This window comes from Mumia spirodelae, assembly GCF_050632745.1.
Classification (GTDB): domain Bacteria; phylum Actinomycetota; class Actinomycetes; order Propionibacteriales; family Nocardioidaceae; genus Mumia.
Genome location: NZ_JBODSD010000001.1, coordinates 150,154 through 168,633, shown reverse-complemented (window position 1 = coordinate 168,633; position 18,480 = coordinate 150,154). Strand labels below are relative to the sequence as shown.

At 73.0% G+C, this 18,480-nt stretch carries 17 protein-coding genes; 8 read left to right on the top strand and 9 right to left on the bottom strand.

The annotated features are described in order from the left end of the window. Nucleotides 1–1,143 (bottom strand): serine hydrolase domain-containing protein, encoded by a 1,143-nt coding sequence (locus ACQSSQ_RS00850; protein ID WP_431325136.1) that lies wholly within the window; start codon nt 1,141–1,143, stop codon nt 1–3. A 121-nt stretch (nt 1,144–1,264) separates the two neighbouring features. On the opposite strand from ACQSSQ_RS00850, the gene ccmA reads away from it, so the two are divergent. Then, nucleotides 1,265–1,906 carry a heme ABC exporter ATP-binding protein CcmA gene (gene ccmA, locus ACQSSQ_RS00845; protein WP_431325135.1) on the top strand — a complete coding sequence of 214 codons (642 nt, stop codon included), beginning with the start codon at nt 1,265–1,267 and terminating at the stop codon, nt 1,904–1,906. Then, entirely contained in the window at nt 1,903–3,453 is a 1,551-nt protein-coding gene (locus ACQSSQ_RS00840) for a DUF6297 family protein (RefSeq protein WP_431325134.1), read from the top strand. Before ccmA ends, ACQSSQ_RS00840 begins: the two co-directional genes overlap by 4 nt. 7 nt (nt 3,454–3,460) lie before the next feature. Here ACQSSQ_RS00840 and ACQSSQ_RS00835 read toward each other — a convergent pair whose 3' ends face one another. Further along, on the bottom strand, nt 3,461–4,405 hold the full coding sequence (locus tag ACQSSQ_RS00835; protein ID WP_431325133.1) for a helix-turn-helix transcriptional regulator: 945 nt from the start codon (nt 4,403–4,405) through the stop codon (nt 3,461–3,463). A 63-nt stretch (nt 4,406–4,468) separates the two neighbouring features. On the opposite strand from ACQSSQ_RS00835, the gene ACQSSQ_RS00830 reads away from it, so the two are divergent. Together ACQSSQ_RS00830 and ACQSSQ_RS00825 are read left to right on the top strand one after the other, a co-directional pair. After that, entirely contained in the window at nt 4,469–5,473 is a 1,005-nt protein-coding gene (locus ACQSSQ_RS00830) for an ABC transporter ATP-binding protein (protein WP_431325132.1), read from the top strand. After that, nucleotides 5,470–6,285: an ABC transporter permease gene (locus tag ACQSSQ_RS00825; protein WP_431325131.1), complete on the top strand. Its 816-nt coding sequence runs from the start codon at nt 5,470–5,472 to the stop codon at nt 6,283–6,285. The genes ACQSSQ_RS00830 and ACQSSQ_RS00825 overlap by 4 nt, the downstream gene beginning before the upstream one ends. Nucleotides 6,286–6,363: 78 nt before the next feature. Here the strand turns inward: ACQSSQ_RS00825 and purB are convergent, their stop codons facing one another. The 4 genes from purB to purD form a co-directional block, all read right to left on the bottom strand. Then, complete coding sequence (gene purB, locus ACQSSQ_RS00820; protein WP_431325130.1) at nt 6,364–7,794, bottom strand: adenylosuccinate lyase; 1,431 nt, start codon at nt 7,792–7,794, stop codon at nt 6,364–6,366. A 138-nt stretch (nt 7,795–7,932) separates the two neighbouring features. Further along, entirely contained in the window at nt 7,933–8,364 is a 432-nt protein-coding gene (locus tag ACQSSQ_RS00815; protein ID WP_431325129.1) for a nitroreductase family deazaflavin-dependent oxidoreductase, read from the bottom strand. Nucleotides 8,365–8,372: 8 nt separating this feature from the next. Next, entirely contained in the window at nt 8,373–8,816 is a 444-nt protein-coding gene (locus ACQSSQ_RS00810) for a nitroreductase family deazaflavin-dependent oxidoreductase (RefSeq protein ID WP_431325128.1), read from the bottom strand. A gap of 29 nt (nt 8,817–8,845) precedes the next feature. After that, on the bottom strand, nt 8,846–10,108 hold the full coding sequence (gene purD, locus ACQSSQ_RS00805; protein ID WP_431325127.1) for a phosphoribosylamine--glycine ligase: 1,263 nt from the start codon (nt 10,106–10,108) through the stop codon (nt 8,846–8,848). Between the two features lie 111 nt (nt 10,109–10,219). Here purD and ACQSSQ_RS00800 point away from each other — a divergent pair, with 111 nt between their 5' ends. From ACQSSQ_RS00800 to ACQSSQ_RS00790, 3 genes are read left to right on the top strand one after another with little or no spacing between them, the layout of a single operon-like run. Further along, nucleotides 10,220–11,155: an AurF N-oxygenase family protein gene (locus tag ACQSSQ_RS00800; RefSeq protein WP_431325126.1), complete on the top strand. Its 936-nt coding sequence runs from the start codon at nt 10,220–10,222 to the stop codon at nt 11,153–11,155. Beyond that, nucleotides 11,152–11,487: a DUF4873 domain-containing protein gene (locus ACQSSQ_RS00795; protein WP_431325125.1), complete on the top strand. Its 336-nt coding sequence runs from the start codon at nt 11,152–11,154 to the stop codon at nt 11,485–11,487. Before ACQSSQ_RS00800 ends, ACQSSQ_RS00795 begins: the two co-directional genes overlap by 4 nt. Before the next feature lie 9 nt (nt 11,488–11,496). Next, a complete protein-coding gene (locus tag ACQSSQ_RS00790) occupies nt 11,497–14,571 on the top strand; it encodes a hypothetical protein (protein ID WP_431325124.1) in 3,075 nt (1,024 codons plus the stop codon). Here the strand turns inward: ACQSSQ_RS00790 and ACQSSQ_RS00785 are convergent. Beyond that, on the bottom strand, nt 14,564–15,847 hold the full coding sequence (locus ACQSSQ_RS00785) for an adenylosuccinate synthase (protein ID WP_431325123.1): 1,284 nt from the start codon (nt 15,845–15,847) through the stop codon (nt 14,564–14,566). The two genes, ACQSSQ_RS00790 and ACQSSQ_RS00785, sit on opposite strands and share 8 nt — an antisense overlap. 113 nt (nt 15,848–15,960) lie before the next feature. Between ACQSSQ_RS00785 and ACQSSQ_RS00780 the strand changes: the two genes are divergently transcribed. Continuing rightward, nucleotides 15,961–16,857 (top strand): diacylglycerol/lipid kinase family protein, encoded by an 897-nt coding sequence (locus ACQSSQ_RS00780; protein WP_431325122.1) that lies wholly within the window; start codon nt 15,961–15,963, stop codon nt 16,855–16,857. Nucleotides 16,858–17,022: 165 nt separating this feature from the next. Here the strand turns inward: ACQSSQ_RS00780 and ACQSSQ_RS00775 are convergent, their stop codons facing one another. Together ACQSSQ_RS00775 and fbaA are read right to left on the bottom strand one after the other, a co-directional pair. Continuing rightward, entirely contained in the window at nt 17,023–17,481 is a 459-nt protein-coding gene (locus tag ACQSSQ_RS00775) for a DUF3151 domain-containing protein (RefSeq protein ID WP_431325121.1), read from the bottom strand. Then, nucleotides 17,445–18,464 carry a class II fructose-bisphosphate aldolase gene (gene fbaA / locus ACQSSQ_RS00770; RefSeq protein ID WP_431325120.1) on the bottom strand — a complete coding sequence of 340 codons (1,020 nt, stop codon included), beginning with the start codon at nt 18,462–18,464 and terminating at the stop codon, nt 17,445–17,447. Before fbaA ends, ACQSSQ_RS00775 begins: the two co-directional genes overlap by 37 nt. Nucleotides 18,465–18,480: the final 16 nt, after the last annotated feature.

Below are 18,480 nucleotides of genomic sequence, written 5' to 3'. Positions count from 1 at the left end.
TCACGCGTCGACGCAGGAGTACAGCGTGCGCAGATAGCCCTCGCCACGGCGCGACCCGAGCAGGCCGTTGCCCATCCGGTTCATCACGTACGTCGCAGTGAGCCGGCGGTCGAGGTCGTTGACGACGTACGAGCCTCCCCAGCCGCCCCAGTGACAGATCCGACCCTGCGGGAGGTACGCCTGCGTCGCCGGGTCGACCAGCGCGTAGCCGATGCCCCACCGCAACGGAGCACCGAGCACGAGGTCGGGCCCGGTGGCCTGCTCGTCGAAGACGAGGTCGATCGTCTCCGGCGACAGCAGCTTGTGACCCCCGATCGCGACGCCGTCGTGGCTGAGCGCGGACTGGATCCGGGCCAGCGACCGCGCGTTGCCGTGGCCGTTCGCACCTCCGATGTCGGCCGCGCGCCAAGCGTCGGTGAGCGCGAAGGTCGCGTGCAGCGGCGGCCCGCCCAGCGTGCGCAGCGCGAGCGGCCCCGGCTCGATCCCCGGCGGCATCTCGAACGCGGTCGGCGGGACGATCGCGCTCACCCGGTCGTACGCCTCGAGCGGGAGGCCGATCGTGAAGTCGGCGCCGACCGGACCCGCGATCTCGGCGGCCACGAACTCCTTCAGCGACTGGCCCGTCACGCGCCGCACCACCTCGCCGACGAGGTGGCCGTAGTTGATCGCGTGGTAGCCCGACGCGGTGCCGGGCTCCCACCACGGCTCCTGGCTGGCGAACCGCGCCGCGGCCGCCTCCGCGTCGTACAGGTCCTCGGCCACGGCGGGCTGCTCGAGCGCCGGGACACCGGACGTGTGGGACAGGAGGTGCCGGACCTCGACCCCGCCCTTGCCGCGAGCGGCGAACTCCGGCCAGTACGTCGCCACCTTCTCGTGCACGTCGATCAGACCGCGGTCGTGGAGGACCAGCGCGGCGAGGGCCGTCACGGTCTTCGTGCAGGACCAGACGTTGGTGACGGTGTCCTCGCGCCACGGGGTCGTCCGCTCGGCGTCGGCGTGGCCGGCCCAGACGTCGACGACCATGCGCCCGTCCTGCACCACGGCGAGGGACGCTCCCACCTCGTCGCCGACGTCGACCCTGCGGGCGAGCTCGTCGACGAGAGGCTGGAACCGGTCGTCGAAGGTGCCGTGGATCTCGGCCATGGGGTCTCCTCACGAAGGGACGTCGGGACTAAGCGTCCGCTTACCTTGCCATTCCGGTCCGCGGGTGTCGAGGGCCTGACGGACGGCGCGGCCGTTCGCCCCGCGATGGCAGACTGACGCGGTGAGCCGCAAGTCGAAGAAGACGCCCCCGTCCCTGGTCTCGGTCACCGACCTCGAGCACGCCTACGGGCATCGCGTCGTCTTCGACCACCTGACGTTCCACGTCCGCGCCGGACGCTGCCTGGTGCTGCGGGGTCCGAACGGCTCCGGCAAGACCACGCTCCTGCGGTGCCTGGTCGGCGAGCGGCCGACCTCGGGCACCGTCACGTACGACGGGCGCCGCGTGGACGAGTCCGACCCACGCTTCCGCGCCGACGTGGCGACCGTGCTCGGCGACCTGGACTTCTTCCCCGACCTCACGGTCCTCGAGCACCTCGACCTACTCGCCCGGGCGCACGGCCAGCCGGCCGAGCAGGCGGAGGAGGTGCTGGACGCGGTCGGGATCAGCGACGTGCGCGACCAGTTCCCAGCGACCCTCTCGTCCGGCCAGCGGCAGCGCCTGGCGCTCGCGACCGCGTTCGTCCGGCCGTACCGGCTGCTCGTCCTCGACGAGCCCGAGCAGCGCCTCGACACCGACGGGCAGGCGTGGCTCGCCGAGCGCCTGGCGGCCGACAAGCGCGCCGGCGCCGCGATCGTGATGGCCACCCACGACCCGGACCTCGCTGCTGCCGTCGGCGACGACGTGCTCGAGCTCGGCGCGTGAGCGGCACCGCGCCGGTCGTGGAGGCCGCGCCCGTCCCGAGCCCCCGCGCGCTGCGCCGCAGGCTCACGCGGGCGCGGCGCGCGCACGCCAACCGCACGTGGCTCCAGGTGGCGGAGGACGCGTACGTCGCGATCTTCTCCCTGCTGATGCTCGGCGTCGTCGTCGGCGCCGCGCTCGCCCAGGTGCACCACGAGCTGCTCGGGTGTCCGACCGAGGGGTGCGGTGTCGTCCGCGAGGAGCTCCCCGTCGTGGTCGCCGTCGGAACGATCGGCGCGGTCCTCCACGCGCTGGCCTCGATCGGCCCCGTCGTCAGCAGCGGCGCGTCGGCCCAGTGGGTGCTCGCGAGCCCGGTCGCCCGGGGCGGGCTGCTCCGTCGTCCGTACGCCGCTGCGCTCGGCGTGGCCGTGGCGGCGTGCGTCGCGTTCCCCGGCGTCGCGATGTCCGGTACGACCGCGTCGCCGACGGTCGTCGTGGCGGTGCTCGTGGGCGCGGTCGGCGCGGGGCTGCTGGCCACCGCGCTCGCGACCGCGGCACAGCCGCACCCCGGCGCCCGGCGGGCCGTGGGGATCGTCGGCGACGTGCTCCTCACCGGCGCGGTTGTGCTCGCGGCCGCCGTCGCCTCCGGAATCTCCTGGGAGCTGGCCGGCGGCGCGACGCACGCGGTCGCGATCGCGGGGGTGCTGGTCGGTGTCGGCCTCGTGGCCGTGGTGCTGGCCACGCCGAGGATCGGGCGGCTCACGCGAGCCGACGTGGAGCCGGGCGGAGCGCTCGTCGCCGGCCTGACGGGCGCCGCGTACGGGCTCGACCTGTCGCTGGTCGGCGAGGTCCTCACCGCACGCCGGTTCCGCCTGCTCGGCGCGCGACGCTCGTGGCGTGGCCTCGGACGCGGGTTCGGGGCCGTCGTCGTGCGCGAGGCGATGCGCCTCGCACGGTCCCCGCGGCGCCTGCTCGGTCTGGCGGCGGGCGCCGTCGTCGCGCAGGTCGGCGCCGCGATCGGCCTGGGCTCGCTCGCCGTCCTCCTCGCGGCCCTGGTCGGCTACGCGGCGACCCGGTGGACGACCGCGTCCCTGCGGATCGTCTGGCGCTCGCCGGGCCTGCGGAGGGCGCTCGGTGTCGACGACCTCGCGCTCCTCGTCGGTCTCGCCCTGCCCGGCGGCGCCGTGGCCGCCGTGTGGGCGGTGGTCGTGACGCTGCTCCTGCCGGGCGGCTCGGTCGTGGAGGCCGTCGTGCTCACGTTGGCGATCTGGAGCGGGATCGTCCGCTCGGCCGCGTCCGCGCCGCCGCGGTTCGACGGTCCGCTGGTGACCAGCCCGATGGGCGCGCTGCCTCCGGGCGCGGTCGGCGCCGTGGTGCGCGGCCCGGACGCCGCCGTCCTCGGGTCGCTCGCGCTGGCCCTCGGCGCGTCCACCGGATGGGCCGTGGGCCTCGCGGTGGTCGTCGCGGCGTGGTCGCTGTGGCGGGCGATCAACGCCGTCGGCGACACGCGGTCCTACACCGAGCGCCTGCAGGAGGCGACGGCGGAGAAGCAGCAGCAGCGCCGCGGATAGCCCCGCGTCACGCGCCGGCCAGCAGCGCACCCGTACGACGGAGGTGCTCGACGAGGGCCGGCGGCTCGACCTGCTCGTACGGCGCGCCGACCGACGCGAGCACGAGGACGACCCAGTCGAAGCTGTCCACCGACATCGCGACCCGGCACCGGCCGTCGCCGGCCGGCTCGACCGTCCCGTACCAGCGGACGACGCGCCCCACCTCGGGCGCCGGCGCGTGCACGACGAACGACACGTCCGTCGTCGGCGACAGCGACGCGATCGACTCGCTCACGAACGTCGCGGCGTCCGGGGCGGGCAGGTCTCGCGGGCGGAAGCGAGCCCCGGTCGGCCGCGGCTCGGTCATCCGGTCGACGCGGAAGCTGCGCCAGTCGCCCCGGCCGAGGTCGTACGCGACGAGGTACCACCGCCGTCCGAGCGAGACGAGGCGGTGCGGCTCGACCGTACGCCGCCCGCGCTCGCCGTCGGCTCGGCGGTAGACGAGCTCGAGACGCTCGGCGTCGCGGCACGTCTGCGCGAGGACGGACAGCACCACCGCGTCGACCTGCGGGCCTCCCATCGGACCGCGGTCGGTGAAGTCCTGCAGCGCCTTCACCCGTCGCCGCAGCCGTGGTGGCATCACCTGGACGATCTTGCTCAGCGCGCGGACGGCGGCGTCGTCGAGCCCCGCGGCCCCGGTCCCTGCGGACGCCTGGAGCCCGACCGCGATCGCGACCGCCTCGTCGTCGGCGACCAGCAGCGGGGGCAGCGACGCGCCGGCCTGGAGCTGGTAGCCGCCGGCGGCCCCGCGCGTCGCCTCCACCGGGTAGCCGAGCCCGCGGAGCCGGTCGACGTCGCGGCGCAGGGTGCGCTCGCTGACGTCGAGCCTGTCCGCCAGCTCCGGACCCGTCCAGTAGCGGTGCGTCTGCAGGAGGGACAGCAGGCGCAGCATGCGTTCGCTCGATCCAGCCATGTTTCTCAGGCTAGACCGTGAATCAGGTCAGAACCTGACCGCAAGCCACGAGAGCGTGGAGCCATGGACACGATGATCGAGACCCGGGGACTCACCAAGGAGTTCCGTACCGGAAAGAAGACCGTGACCGCGGTCAAGGACCTCGACCTCCACATCGCGGCGGGCGAGATGGTGGCGCTGCTCGGGCCGAACGGTGCCGGCAAGTCGACCACGCTGCGGATGCTCACGACGCTGCTCGCACCGACCTCCGGCACCGCACGCGTCGCCGGCCACGACGTCACCGCCGACCCGCGGGCCGTCCGCCGCGCCATCGGCTACATCGGCCAGGGCAACAGCGCCGCGCACGCGCAGCGGGCGATCGACGAGATCGTGGTGAGCGGGCGTTCGTACGGGCTGTCGCGCACCGAGGCGCGCACCCGTGCGCACGAGCTGCTCGAGTCGCTCGGCCTGACCGACCAGGCGACGCAGAAGGTCATGACGCTCTCGGGCGGGCAGCGGCGCCGGCTCGACATCGCGATGGGCCTGATCCACGCGCCGGGCCTGCTCTTCCTCGACGAGCCGTCGACCGGCCTCGACCCGCAGAACCGCGCGAACCTCCAGGAGCACGTGGTCGACCTCCGACGCCGGCACGGCGCGACGGTCGTGCTGACGACGCACTACCTCGACGAGGCCGACGCGCTGGCCGAACGGATCGTGGTCGTCGACCACGGCCGGGTCGTCGCGGACGACACCCCCGCCGCGCTCAAGGCGAACCACGCCGGGGACCGCATCGCGCTCACCTTCGCCACGCCGGGAGACGCCGGACGGGCGGCGGAACGGGCAGCGGCTGCGCACCCGACGGCGCAGGTCGTGCAGGACGGGACCGCGGTCGACGTCCAGGTCGCCGGCGGTGCCGGTCTGGTGACCGACATGCTCCGCGACTACGCCGCGGTCGGGGTGTCCCCCGCGACCGTCGAGGTCGCGCGCCCGACCCTGGACGACGTCTTCCTCTCCCTCACCGGCCGCAGCCTGCGCGAAGGCGGCACCAGCAGCAGCAGCACCGACATCCTCGAGGAGGTGGCGGCATGACCGCCCTCGACACCCCCACCCGTACGACCCCTTCGCCGGCGCCGGCGCCCGCAACCCGGACCACCAGCTCGTTCCACGACACCGCCCTGGTGTTCCTCCGCGAGCTGCGTCCGGTGGTCCGCGACCCGTTCTCGGTGATCTTCGGGATCATCCAGCCGCTGTTCTTCCTCGGGCTCTTCACCCCGCTGCTCGTCGCGTCGTCGGGACAGTCGACCGCCGACACGCTGCAGTGGTTCGTGCCGGGCGTCATCGTGATGCTGTCGCTCTTCGGCACGTCGACGACCGGCGCAAACCTGCAGTTCGAGATGCAGACCGGGTCGCACGAGCGCACCCTCGTCAGTCCGCTGTCGCGCTCGTCGCTGATGGTCGGCCGGGCGCTCAAGGAGATCGTCCCGGCGATCGTGCAGGCATTGGTGATCGTCGCCGTGGCCGTGCCGTTCGGGTTCCGTCCCGACCCGGCAGGACTGGTCGTCGGGCTCGGCGTGCTCGCGGTCTTCTGCGTCGGCCTCGGCGCTCTGTCGTACGCCCTCGCGCTCGCCGTCAAGGAGAACCAGTGGGCGTTCTGGGGCGTACAGCAGACCCTGCTGTTCCCGTTGATGCTGCTCGCCGGGATCCTCCTCCCGCTCGAGGGGGCGCCACGCTGGCTGGAGGTGCTGTCGAAGGCGAACCCGCTGACGTACGTCGTGGACGCCGAGCGTGCGCTGATCGACGGGACCTGGGACGGCGACGCGGTCGCCGGAGCGGTCGCCGCCGCGCTCACCTGCGTGGTCGGCCTGCTCGTCGGCGCGCGGGCGATGCGCGCCAGCAGCTGACGCACGCGCTCCCGACACGACGAGGCATCCCGACCGCGAGGGGGTCGGGATGCCTCGTCGTCCGTGCGTGCGGGTGCGTCAGAGGATGGCCCCGGGGCGGTACGACGCCGCCTCGGGGTGCTGCGCCGCGAGCTCGCTGACCCGGCCGACGACCGTGCCGACCTGCGCGACCGCGGCGCCGGTGAACGTCAGCGGCTCGGCGACCAGCGTGGCGAGGTCGGACTCGGTCAGCCCGAGGCGAGGGTCGGCGCCGAGCCGCGCGAACAGCTCGTTCTCGGCCGAGCCCTTCTCGCGCATCTCGAGCGCGATGGCGACCGCGTGCTCCTTGATCGCCTCGTGCGCCTCCTCGCGGCCGACGCCGTGGCGGACCGCCGCCATCAGCACCTTCGTGGTCGCGAGGAACGGCAGGTAGCGGTCGAGCTCGCGCGCGATGACCGCCGGGAACGCGCCGAACTCGTCGAGCACCGTCAGGAAGGTCTCGAACAGGCCGTCGGTCGCGTAGAACGCGTCCGGCAGCGCGACCCGGCGTACGACGGAGTCCGAGACGTCGCCCTCGTTCCACTGGTCGCCAGCCAGCTCCGAGACCATCGAGAGGTGGCCGCGCAGGACGACGGCAAGACCGTTGACGCGCTCGGACGACCGCGAGTTCATCTTGTGCGGCATCGCCGACGACCCGACCTGGCCCGGCTTGAAGCCTTCGGTGACGAGCTCGTTGCCGGCCATGAGACGGATCGTGGTCGCGAGGTTCGACGGGGCGCTCACCAGCTGCACGAGGGCACTGACCACGTCGAAGTCGAGCGAGCGCGGATAGACCTGGCCCACCGAGGTCAGCACGTTGTCGAAGCCGAGGTGCGCCGCGACACGCTCCTCGAGCGCCGCGAGCGCGTCACGGTCCCCGGACAGCAGATCGAGCTGGTCCTGCGCGGTGCCGACCGGACCCTTGATGCCGCGCAGCGGGTAGCGGGCGATCAGGTCCTCGACCCGCTGGTAGGCGACCAGCATCTCGTCGGCGACCGTGGCGAACCGCTTGCCGAGCGTCGTCGTCTGCGCCGCGACGTTGTGGCTGCGACCGGTGAGCACCTGGGCCTCGAACTCCGCGGCGCGCTCGGCCAGCCGCGCCAGCGCCGCGACGGCGCGGTCGCGGACGAGGAGCAACGAGGAGCGGATCTGGAGCTGCTCGACGTTCTCGGTCAGGTCGCGCGAGGTCATCCCCTTGTGGATGTGCTCGTGACCCGCGAGGGCGTTGAACTCCTCGATGCGCGCCTTCACGTCGTGGCGCGTCACGCGCTCCCGCGCGGCGATCGAGTCGAGGTCCACCTGGTCGACGACAGCCTCGTACGCCTCGATGACGCCGTCCGGCGTCTCGATGCCGAGGTCGCGCTGCGCCCTCATCACGGCGATCCACAGCTGGCGCTCGAGCACGATCTTGTGCTCCGGCGACCAGAGGCGGGCCATCTCGGGCGAGGCGTAGCGGAGCGCGAGCACGTTCGGAGTCGTCACGTCCTCCATTCTCCCAGGTGCCGCCAGCGCCGCCCCCGCCTCGTCCCCGTTGTGAAGGGTTGCGACCCGATTCGGCATCCCGATTCCGACCGCAACCCTTCACAACGCGGACGGGAGGGGACGGGAGGGGAGGGGACGGGGCTGGGGCTAGGCGGGCTCGGCGAGCAGGACCGGGATCTCGCGGTCGGTCTTGCGCTGGTAGTCGGCGTACGGCGGGTACGCCTCCACGGCGCGCGCCCACCACTGCGACCGCTCGGCACCGTGGACCTCGCGGATCCGCAGGGCGTACTTCTCCGTCCCGTCCTGCAGGTCGATCTCCGGGTGCTGGGTGAGCGCGTGGTACCACTCGGGGTGCTGCGGGCTCCCGCCCTTGGACGCCACGAGCGCGTAGGTCCCCTCGTGCTCGACCTTCATCACGGCGGTCTTGTGCACCTTGTCGGACCGTCGGCTGTGGAACGTCATGACGACGATCGGCCTGCCCAACGGCGTGTTCGTCGGCTCGCCGGTCGTCTCCATCTCCTCGACGTGCTTGCGCACCCGGGCCGACGGGCTCGGCTCGTACTCTCCGGTGACTGGCATCTGCTCAGTCAAGCACCGTCGCGTGCCTCCAGCACGAGCACCGGGATCTCGCGGGAGGTCTTCTCCTGGTAGTCGGCGTACGACGGGTAGGCCTCGACCGCACGGGCCCACCAGAGCGCCTTCTCGTCCCCGTGGACCTCGCGCGCGACGTAGTCCCGAGGCTCGGGTCCGTCCTGCAGCATCACGTGCGGGTCGGCGACCACGCTGGCGTACCACTGCGGGTTCTGCGGACGTCCGCCGATCGACGCGACGATCGCGTAGACGCCCTCGTGCTCCACGCGCATGACCGGCGTCTTGCGCACCAGCCCGGTCTTGTGACCGCGGTAGGTGACGATGACGACGGGCCTGCCGACGATCGTGTTGTGGGTGCGCCCGGCGGACGCCTCGTACCCCGCGACCTGGTCGCGGGACATCTTCCACGCGCTGGGCTCGTACTCTCCGGTGATCGGCATCGGACCAGTCTGCCCGTTCCGGGAGAGGATCAGGCGCCGGCGGCCTTCGCGGCGATGTCGCGGCGCGAGAATCCGCCGTCGATCCGGATGAGGTCCACCGCCTCGTACGCCCGCCGCCGCGCCTCCGCCAGGTCCGCGCCGGACGCGGTGACCGCGAGGACGCGACCGCCCGCCGTGACGAGCTCGCCGTCGGCGTTGCGGGCCGTGCCGGCGTGGATGACGTCGACGCCCTCGAGCGCGTCGGCCTCCTCGACGCCGTGGATCACGTCGCCCTTGCGCGGCGAGGCCGGGTAGCCCTCCGCCGCGACGACGACCGTGACCGCGGCGCCGTCGCGCCAGCGCGGTGCCGGGACCTGGTCCAGGGTGCCCGTGGCCGCACCGTGGAGCAGCGGGCCGAGCGGCGACAGGAGCAGCGCCATGAGCGCCTGCGTCTCCGGGTCGCCGAACCGCGCGTTGAACTCGACGACCCTCAGCCCCCGAGAGGTCAACGCCAACCCTGCGTACAGAAGGCCGGAGAACGGAGAGCCGCGTTGCGCCATCTCGTCCACCGTCGGCTGCAGCACGCGCTGGGTGACCTCCTCGACGAGGTCGTCCGGGGCCCACGGCAGCGGCGTGTAGGCGCCCATGCCGCCGGTGTTCGGGCCTGCGTCGTCGTCGTAGGCCCGCTTGAAGTCCTGCGCCGGCTGCAGCGGCACGACCGTCGCACCGGACTCCTCGCTGTAGCTGCACAGGGCGAACAGCGAGACCTCGGGACCGTCGAGGTACTCCTCGACCACGACCCGCTCGCAGCCGGCGGCATGGTCGAGCGCCTCCTGCCGGTCGTCGGTCACGACGACGCCCTTGCCGGCGGCGAGCCCGTCGTCCTTGACCACGTACGGCGGACCGAACGCGTCGAGCGCAGCCGCGACCTCCTCGGGCGTGGTGCACACGTGGGCCATCGCGGTCGGCACCTCGGCCGCCGCCATCACCTGCTTGGCGAAGGCCTTCGAGCCCTCCAGCCGTGCGGCCTCCCCCGACGGCCCGAACACGGCGATGCCCCGAGCGCGGACCGCGTCCGCGACGCCGGCCACCAGCGGCGCCTCGGGGCCGACGACCACGAGGTCCGCAGCCAGCGCCACTGCGAGGTCCGCGACCGCGGCGCCGTCGAGCGGGTCGACCTCGTGAAGGGTCGCCACCTGCTCGATGCCGGGGTTGCCGGGCGCCGCGTGCACCTCGGTGACGGACGGGTCGCGGGAGAGAGCGAGCGCGAGGGCGTGCTCACGGCCGCCGGTGCCGATGACGAGGGTCTTCACGGGGCCCCACCCTAGTGGCCGCCTTCAGTGCGCCGGGCATCGCAATCTGACACTGCCAGTGTTACATTGTTGATGCGATCCACGTCACAGCTCGGGACCGAAGGGGAACCCATGACACTCACCGCTCCCGATCCACAGAGCACCGCCGCCCGACGCGAGGCCTCCGGCCAGCGCCTGCTCAAGTCCTCGGCCGCTCTGTCGTACGACCCGTTCGTCGACCTCGACTGGGACGCGCCGCTCGAGGACGACAAGTTCTTCGCACCGCCGCACCGTGTGTCGCTCTACGGCACCCCTCTGTGGGACCGGATGTCGCGCGACCAGCAGATCGACCTGAGCCGCCTCGAGCTCGCGAGCATCGCCTCGATGGGGATCTGGTTCGAGACGATCCTGATGCAGATGATGGTCCGCCGGATCTACGACGACGACCCGCGTACGGCGACGGTCCAGTACGGCTTCACCGAGATCGGCGACGAGACGCGTCACTCGGTGATGTTCGGCAAGCTGCTCGCCACGCTCGACGCGCCCTACTACCGGCCCCTCCGCCCGCTGCACGAGGGCGGACGCTTCCTCAAGACGACGTCGAACGGCGCCACCTGCTTCGCCGGCGCACTGTTCGTCGAGGAGGTGCTCGACCAGCTCCAGCGGGAGGCGCGCGACGATGCGTCGCTGCAGCCGTTGGTGCGTGGTGTCTCCCACGTGCACGTGGTCGAGGAGGCGCGGCACATGCGCTATGCCCGCGAGGAGGCCGCGATCGAGTACCAGGGCCAGGGATGGGCGACCCGCGAGTGGTCCAAGTTCGTCATCGGCGCCTCCGCGTACCTCGCGTCGGTCCACCTGATCCACCCGCACGTCTACCGCGACGCCGGTCTCGACGGGCGCTCGGCGTGGAAGGCTGCGCGCCGCAACCCGTACGCCCGGGCGACCCGCGCCTGGGCCGCCCGCCGGGTCCGCGCGACGCTCGAGGAGATCGACATGATCACCGGTCCGGGCCGCCTGCTGTGGAAGCGCGCCGGACTGCTCGACGAGGTGCCGGCGGCCAGGCCGTGACCCCGGCTGTGGCCCCCGGCGAGACCCCGGCGGACGCCGACCCGCACGCGCCCGACGACACCTACGTCGGCCCGCTCGAGCTGGTCGCGGCGGGCGAGGTGGTGGCGACGCAGGTCGTGATGTCGGGACTGCTGCAGCCGATCGACGGTGTCTTCCACTGGCACGGGCGGCTGGCGCCCGACGACGCCCTCACCGCGATCGCGACCCGTGTCGGGCGCAAGCCGATCGGCGTCCGTGTCCCCGGCGGGCCCGAGGTCTCCGGCCGGCTGGGTGAGCGCAACCCGTGGGGCGGCTACCGGATCAGCGGGACGGGAGCGCCTCCGCGTCCTTAGGATCCGTCCATGCCACGCGGCACCGCACGGCCTTCGCCCTCGTGGCGGCGCCGCACCGCCCTCGCCCTCGTCGTCGTCCTGCTCCTGGCCGCCGGCGCAGGAGTCGCGTCCCTGCTCTCGGACACGCTCGGCCTCACCTCCGAGGCTGCCGACGTCCCGCAGGAGGGTCCGCAGGCCGCGCCTGTGCGAGCCGCGATCGCTCCCCCGCGGCTCGACGTGATCGCGTTCGCGCCGGGAAGCACCCGCGTCGTCGCCGCTGCCACCGCGCTCGCCGACGCCCTCGACGACGCCGGTGCACCGCGGCCCTCGCTCGTCGCGGCCACCGACCTCTTCGCAGCCGTGTCGGGGAAGGCGGCGGTCACCGTCCACGCGGACGCCCTGACCGACACGGGACCCGAGGCGTACCGGATCACGGCGGACGCGGCCGGCCAGCGGCTCGACGCGGCCACGACCGGCGGCGCCGCGACCGCGCTCCGCGTCCTCGCCGACCGGGTCCGGTCCGGCCGAGCGGTGTTCCCGGACGCGGAGGACGGTGTCGTGGTCACGCCGCGGCTCGCGACCCGGCTCGTCGACACCGGTGCCGTCGGGTTCGACGACGATCCCGCGCGCTTCGCCGCCGGTGACGACTACACGCTCAACACCGACGTCGTCGGATCCGCGGTCCTGCCCGACGCCCCGTACGTCGACGCGGCGGCGGTCGAGGAGATCGCCGCGCAGTTCCGCGACCTCGTCGACCACAGCCTCGCCCTCGGCTACAACGGCGTGGTCGTGCCGGGCTTCCTCGAGTACGTGACGTTCCGCGACGTCGGTGACGGGCACGAGGTCTACCCCGTGGGCGACACGCACCCGGAGCGCGCCGAGGCGATGGTGGAGGCGTTCGGCCCGGTGTGGCGCTACGCCTACGACCAGGGCATGAAGGTCTACTTCTCGACCGACATGCTGGCCGTCTCCCCACCGCTCGCCCGCTACCTGGAGTCCCACGGCGACGGAGTCGAGGACCCCGCGTCGTGGACGGTCTACCAGGCGGGCCTGCGTGAGCTGTTCGCCGCGATGCCGTTCGCGGACGGGCTGATGGTCCGCGTCGGCGAGGGCGGCTCGGCGTACGCGATGGAGGGCTGGGACTACTCCTCGGAGCTGGCCGTCACGACTCCGGCAGCGGTCCGCACGATGCTGCGCGCCTTCCTCGAGGTCGCCGGGGACGCGGACCGGGACGTCATCTTCCGCAGCTGGACGGTCGGCGTCGGTCCCGTCGGCGACCTCCACACCAACCCGGACTCGTACGACGCGGTGCTCGGCGACCTCGACGACCCGCACCTGGTGGTCTCGACGAAGTACGTCGCGGGCGACTTCTACAGCCACCTGCCGCTCAACGCGACCCTCGAGCGCGGGCCGCAGCGGCGCATCGTCGAGCTCCAGGCCCGACGCGAGTTCGAGGGCCTCGGCTCGCTCCCGAACGACCTCGGTGCCGTCACGCAGGAGGCGCTGCAGCGGTTCCTCGCCGCGAACCCGCAGGTCGAGGGCGTGTGGACGTGGACGCAGATCGGCGGGCCGCTGTACGCCGGGCCCCGCTCGCTGTACCTGCGCGACGGGTTCTGGCAGCTGTACGACCTCAACGCGTACGTGGCCGGTCGCCTCGCGCTCGACCCCACCACCGAACCCGGCGAGGCGACGGCCGACTGGGTCCGGCAGACGTTCTCCGCCGACCCCGAGACCGTCCGCGCGCTCGGCGAGGCGTTCGCGCTGTCACGCGCGGCGATCTCCGACGGCCTCTACCTCGGCCCGTACGCGGACCGCTCCGTGAAAGCGCTCGGCCTCGAGCCACCGCCGATGATGTGGATCTTCGAGTGGGACCTCGTCACCGGCGACAGCGCGTCGCTCGACAGCATCTACGCGATCTCCCGCGGGCGGCTCGACGAGGCGGTCGCGGAGGGCGAGCGGGCGACGCGCACCGTCGCCCGGATGCGCACGCTCGTCGAGGGGACCGACGCCGCCACGTGGCGCGACGCCGGCCTGAGGACCCGGCTGCTGGACACCCTCGCGTACGAGGAGGACCTGTTCCGCACCCTCGCCGCCTACCGCGCGACCTTCCTGCGGCACGTCCAGTGGCTCGACACCGGGAGCGAGCGGGCGCGGACCGCCTGGCACGCGGCGCGGGAGAGGTACGAGGCCGCGCGTGCCGAGCACGTCGCGCGCTACGCGGACGACCTCGACCTCCCGGCGTACTCCTTCACTCCCGCCGACCTCGGGAGCGAGCGCGCGGACCGCGATCCCGGCATGGCGCTGCTGGCGCGTGGGCTCCTCGTCCTCGTGCTCCTCGTCGTCGCGGCGGCGCTCACCCTCCGTCGTCGCTCCGTGCCCGGCCTCACCGCCGTGCGGGCGCTGCTCGTCGGCGTAGTCGCTCCCTGGCGACTGCGCGACGTGCCTGCGCCGTCGCGGACGGACCGCGTCGCCGTCTGGCTCTTCCCCGCGCTGCTCCTGGTCGCGAGCCGCGCGGTGCTGACCTGGTTCGCCGCACCGGCGCACCTGCTGGTGACGCTCGGAGCGTGGGTGCTCTTCGCCCTCGCCGCGCGCCTCCTGGTCCGCGGCCGCGACCCGTACGCGCTGTGGGCGGCGATCGGCGGTGTCGCGATCCTGCGGACGGTCGTCCTGCTGCTGGCGCTCGCGCGCCGCGGCCCCGGACGCTACTGGTTCCTCTTCTGGACCGACCCCGACGCGCGCACGGCGTACGTCACGCTCGCCTTCGCGGCGTTCTGCTGGCTGTTCGTGGCCACCTGGCTGGTGCTGCGCCACGGGTACGGACTCCGGGTCACCGGCGCGACAGGGCGGCTCCTCGTGGCTCTCGGCGTCCCGCTCGTGGTGCTCGGCGGCCTCGTCGCCGTGATCGGGCTCGAGCAGGCGCTGACGGTCTGGAACGACCAGATGGCGCTCCTGCCGTGGGGGCTCTCACGGATCCTCGGGATCACGGTCTACCTCGGGATCCCGACGTGGCTGCCCGCCGCCGCGGCCGCGCTCGGTGCGGCGCTCGCGGCAGCCGGCGGAGTGCTCCTCCTCGCCGGCCGCCACGGGCGCGCCGCGGTCAGATGAGGTCGTGGCGGACGACGGCCTGCTCGCGGCCGGGTCCGACGCCGACCACGGAGATGCGCGCGCCGGAGAGCTCCTCGACGCGACGGACGTACGCCTGCGCGTTGGCCGGCAGGTCCTCGAACGACCGCGCGCCCGAGATGTCCTCCGACCAGCCCGGCAGCTCCTCGTACACCGGGACGGCGTGGTGGAAGTCCGTCTGGTTGACCGGCATCTCCTCGTGGCGCACCCCGTCGACGTCGTACGCGACGCACACGGGGATCGTCTCCAGCCCGGTCAGGACGTCGAGCTTGGTGAGGACGAAGTCGGTGACGCCGTTGATCCGCGCGGAGTAGCGCGCGACCACGGAGTCGTACCAGCCGCAGCGCCGCGGGCGCCCGGTCGTCGTGCCGAACTCTCCACCCTGCTCGCGCAGGAAGTCGCCGGAGGCGTCGAAGAGCTCCGTCGGGAACGGTCCTTCGCCGACACGTGTCGTGTAGGCCTTGACGATGCCGATCACGCGCTCGATGCGGGTCGGTGCGATGCCGGAGCCGGTCGCCGCACCGCCGGCGGTCGCCGAGGACGACGTCACGAACGGGTAGGTCCCGTGGTCGACGTCGAGCATCGTGGCCTGGCCGGCCTCGAGCAGCACGATCTTGCCGTCGGCGATCGCCCGGTCGAGCAGCAGCGTGGTGTCCGCGACGAACGGGGCGAGCCGGTCGGCGTACGACAGGAGGTCCTCGACGACCTCGTCGACGGTCACCGCGCGGCGGTTGTAGACCTTGGTGAGCAGCTGGTTCTTGAGCTCCAGCGCGCCCTCGACCTTCTGGGTGAGGATCTTCTCGTCGAAGATGTCCTGGACGCGGATGCCCTGGCGGTTCATCTTGTCGGCGTACGTCGGGCCGATGCCGCGCCCGGTCGTGCCGATCTTGCGCGACCCGAGGAAGCGCTCGGTCACCTTGTCGAGGACCTTGTTGTACTCCGGGATCACGTGCGCGCTCGCGCTCACCTTGAGCTGCGACGTGTCGACGCCACGGGCCTCGAGGCCGTCGATCTCCTCGAACAGGACGCCGATGTCCACCACGACGCCGTTGCCGATGACCGGGACGCAGCCCGGGGTGAGGATGCCGCTCGGGAGGAGGTGCAGCGCGTACTTCTCCTCGCCGATCACCACGGTGTGCCCGGCGTTGTTGCCGCCGTTGAACTTCACGACGTAGTCGACGCGGCTACCGAGCAGGTCTGTCGCCTTGCCCTTCCCCTCGTCTCCCCACTGGGCTCCGACGATCACGACTGCGGGCATGGGAGGCGCACCACCTGACGACATGCGACAAGCCCCGTGCAAGGGGCTCTTACGGTGGGAGTCTACCGGGCTCCCGCTCGGACGTGAGGCCCCCGCGGTGGTAGACCTCCTTCATGACCTCCGCCCTGCTGATCGCCAACGCCGACGCCGGGAGCTCCGACGACGCGGTGCTCGAACGCGTCGTCGCCGCGCTGCGCCGCGCGTGGAGCGTCGAGGTCGCCCGCACGGCCGACCCCGGCGAGCTCGAGAGCGCCCTGCGCGACTCGGACGCCGACGTCGTCGTCGTCGCCGGTGGAGACGGGTCCCTGCACGCCACGGTCCAGGCGCTGTGGTCGCTCGACCGGCTGGGGTCCACGACGCTCGCTCTCGTGCCGCTGGGGACCGGCAACGACTTCGCGCGCACGCTCGGGCTGGCCGAGGACCCCGTCGAGGTCGCCGAGGGGCTGCCCGACGCGGCGCCGCGGCCGCTCGAGATCGCCGTGGACGACGAGGGCAGCGTGGTCGTCAACGCCGTCCACGTGGGTGTCGGGGCCGAGGCCGGCAAGGAGGCCGGTCCGTGGAAGAAGCGCCTGGGGCCGCTCGGCTACGCCGTCGGCGCGCTCAAGGCCGGGCTCCTCGGGTCACCGGCGCGGCTGCGCGTCCTGGTCGACGGCCGCCCGGTCGACCACGGCGACGACGTGGTCCAGGCCGCCGTCGGGGTGGGCCGGTACGTCGGGGGCGGCGCGCCGCTGCTCCCCGACGCCGAGCCCGCCGACGGGCTCCTGGACGTGACCGTGTCGCACGCCGCCCCGCTGCACCGGCGGATCGCCTACGGCGTGGGGCTCCTGCGGGGGTCCCACACCCGGCGCGCCGACGTCGTGACGACGCGCGGCCGGTCGGTGACGATCTCCGGCGAGGCGATGTCGTGGAACGCCGACGGCGAGACGGGCGACGGTCTGCGGCAGCGCACCTGGACGGCCGTCCCGGGTGCCTACCGCATGCTGGTCCCGGCCGGCGGCAGGGCGGTCTGACCGGGTTGACCAAAATCTGCCCGAAACAGACATATTGCGATGTGACCCCATCGGAGTGACAATGGGGTCAGTGGCAGTGGCCGCGACGGAGTCTACCGGGGGATGGCTCCAGTCCGCGGCCACTGTTGCGCGTTCGGGGCAGGGCGCTCCCGCAGGCCGCGCGGGCTACTCCTCGCCGGCCCGCTCGCCCAGCACGAGGGTGTCGTAGGCCTCCCGGCTCGACTCGCGCAGGAACTCCCGGCACCGGTGCGCCTCCTCGAGGTCACCGATCCGCTCCGACGCCTCGGCGAGGTCCGCGAGCGCCCGCAGGAAGCCCTGGTTGCCCGGGTGCGACCACGGGATCGGCCCGTGGCCCTTCCAGCCGTTGCGGCGCAGCGCGTCCAGTCCGCGGTGGTAGCCGGTGCGCGCGAATGCGTACGCGGTGACGTTCTCGTCCGCGGCGAGCGCCTCGTCCGCGCACAGCGCCCACGCCAGGCTGGACGCCGGGTTGTCCCGCGCCAGCTCCTGCGGCGTGCCGTCGGCCTCGGTCACCGGGTCCGCGGGAAGAAGGGTCTCCGGCGGCTCGCCGAGCAGGTTCGTCACGGCGATCAGACCCGGGTGCCGGTCGACGACAGGTGCTGGCACGCCTCGACGACACGGGCGGCCATGCCGGCCTCCGCGGCCTTGCCCCACGCGCGCGGGTCGTACTGCTTCTTGTTGCCGACCTCGCCGTCGACCTTGAGCACGCCCTCGTAGCCGCGGAACATGTGGTCGGCGACCGGGCGGGTGAACGCGTACTGGGTGTCGGTGTCGATGTTCATCTTCACCACGCCGTACGAGACCGCCTCGGCGATCTCCTCGGCCGTCGATCCCGAGCCGCCGTGGAAGACGAAGTCGAACGCGCGCTCGACGCCGTACTTCTCCTGGACGGCCTTCTGGGCCGCGTCGAGGACCGACGGGCGGAGCTTGACGTTGCCCGGCTTGTAGACGCCGTGGACGTTGCCGAACGTCAGCGCCGTCAGGTAGCGACCCTTGTCGCCGGTCCCGAGCGCCTCGACCGTGGCGAGCGCGTCGGCCGGGGTCGTGTAGAGCTTGTCGTCGATCGCGCCGACGACGCCGTCCTCCTCGCCGCCGACGACACCGACCTCGATCTCGAGGACCACGTTGGCCGCGGCGGAGGCGGCCAGCAGCTCCTCGGCGATCTGAAGGTTCTCGTCGAGGGGGACGGCCGAGCCGTCCCACATGTGCGACTGGAAGTAGGGCAGGCCGCCCTGCTTGACCCGCTCGGTGGACGCCGCGAGCAGCGGGCGGACGAAACCGTCCAGCTTGTCCTTCGGGCAGTGGTCTGTGTGGAGGGCCACGTTCACGGGGTACTTCTTGGCGACCTCGTGCGCGAAGGCGGCGAAGGCCAGGGAGCCCGCGACCATGTCCTTGACGGTCGGGCCCGAGAGGTACTCGGCGCCGCCGGTCGAGATCTGGATGATGCCGTCGCTCTCGGCCTCGGCGAACCCGGCGAGGGCAGCGTTGAGCGTCTGGGACGAGCTGACGTTGATCGCCGGGTAGGCGAACGACTCACGCTTCGCCTTGTCGAGCATCTCGGCGTAGACCTCGGGCGTTGCGACGGGCATGGTGACTCCTCATCGA

Coding starts and splice junctions, on each gene's coding strand:
- ACQSSQ_RS00850 (WP_431325136.1), bottom strand. CDS start 1,143: ATGGCCGAGATCCACGGCACCTTCGACGACCGGTTCCAGCCTCTCGTC.
- ACQSSQ_RS00835 (WP_431325133.1), bottom strand. CDS start 4,405: ATGGCTGGATCGAGCGAACGCATGCTGCGCCTGCTGTCCCTCCTGCAG.
- ACQSSQ_RS00830 (WP_431325132.1), top strand. CDS start 4,469: ATGGACACGATGATCGAGACCCGGGGACTCACCAAGGAGTTCCGTACC.
- ACQSSQ_RS00825 (WP_431325131.1), top strand. CDS start 5,470: ATGACCGCCCTCGACACCCCCACCCGTACGACCCCTTCGCCGGCGCCG.
- purB (WP_431325130.1), bottom strand. CDS start 7,794: ATGGAGGACGTGACGACTCCGAACGTGCTCGCGCTCCGCTACGCCTCG.
- ACQSSQ_RS00815 (WP_431325129.1), bottom strand. CDS start 8,364: ATGCCAGTCACCGGAGAGTACGAGCCGAGCCCGTCGGCCCGGGTGCGC.
- ACQSSQ_RS00810 (WP_431325128.1), bottom strand. CDS start 8,816: ATGCCGATCACCGGAGAGTACGAGCCCAGCGCGTGGAAGATGTCCCGC.
- ACQSSQ_RS00800 (WP_431325126.1), top strand. CDS start 10,220: ATGACACTCACCGCTCCCGATCCACAGAGCACCGCCGCCCGACGCGAG.
- ACQSSQ_RS00790 (WP_431325124.1), top strand. CDS start 11,497: ATGCCACGCGGCACCGCACGGCCTTCGCCCTCGTGGCGGCGCCGCACC.
- ACQSSQ_RS00785 (WP_431325123.1), bottom strand. CDS start 15,847: ATGCCCGCAGTCGTGATCGTCGGAGCCCAGTGGGGAGACGAGGGGAAG.
- ACQSSQ_RS00780 (WP_431325122.1), top strand. CDS start 15,961: ATGACCTCCGCCCTGCTGATCGCCAACGCCGACGCCGGGAGCTCCGAC.
- fbaA (WP_431325120.1), bottom strand. CDS start 18,464: ATGCCCGTCGCAACGCCCGAGGTCTACGCCGAGATGCTCGACAAGGCG.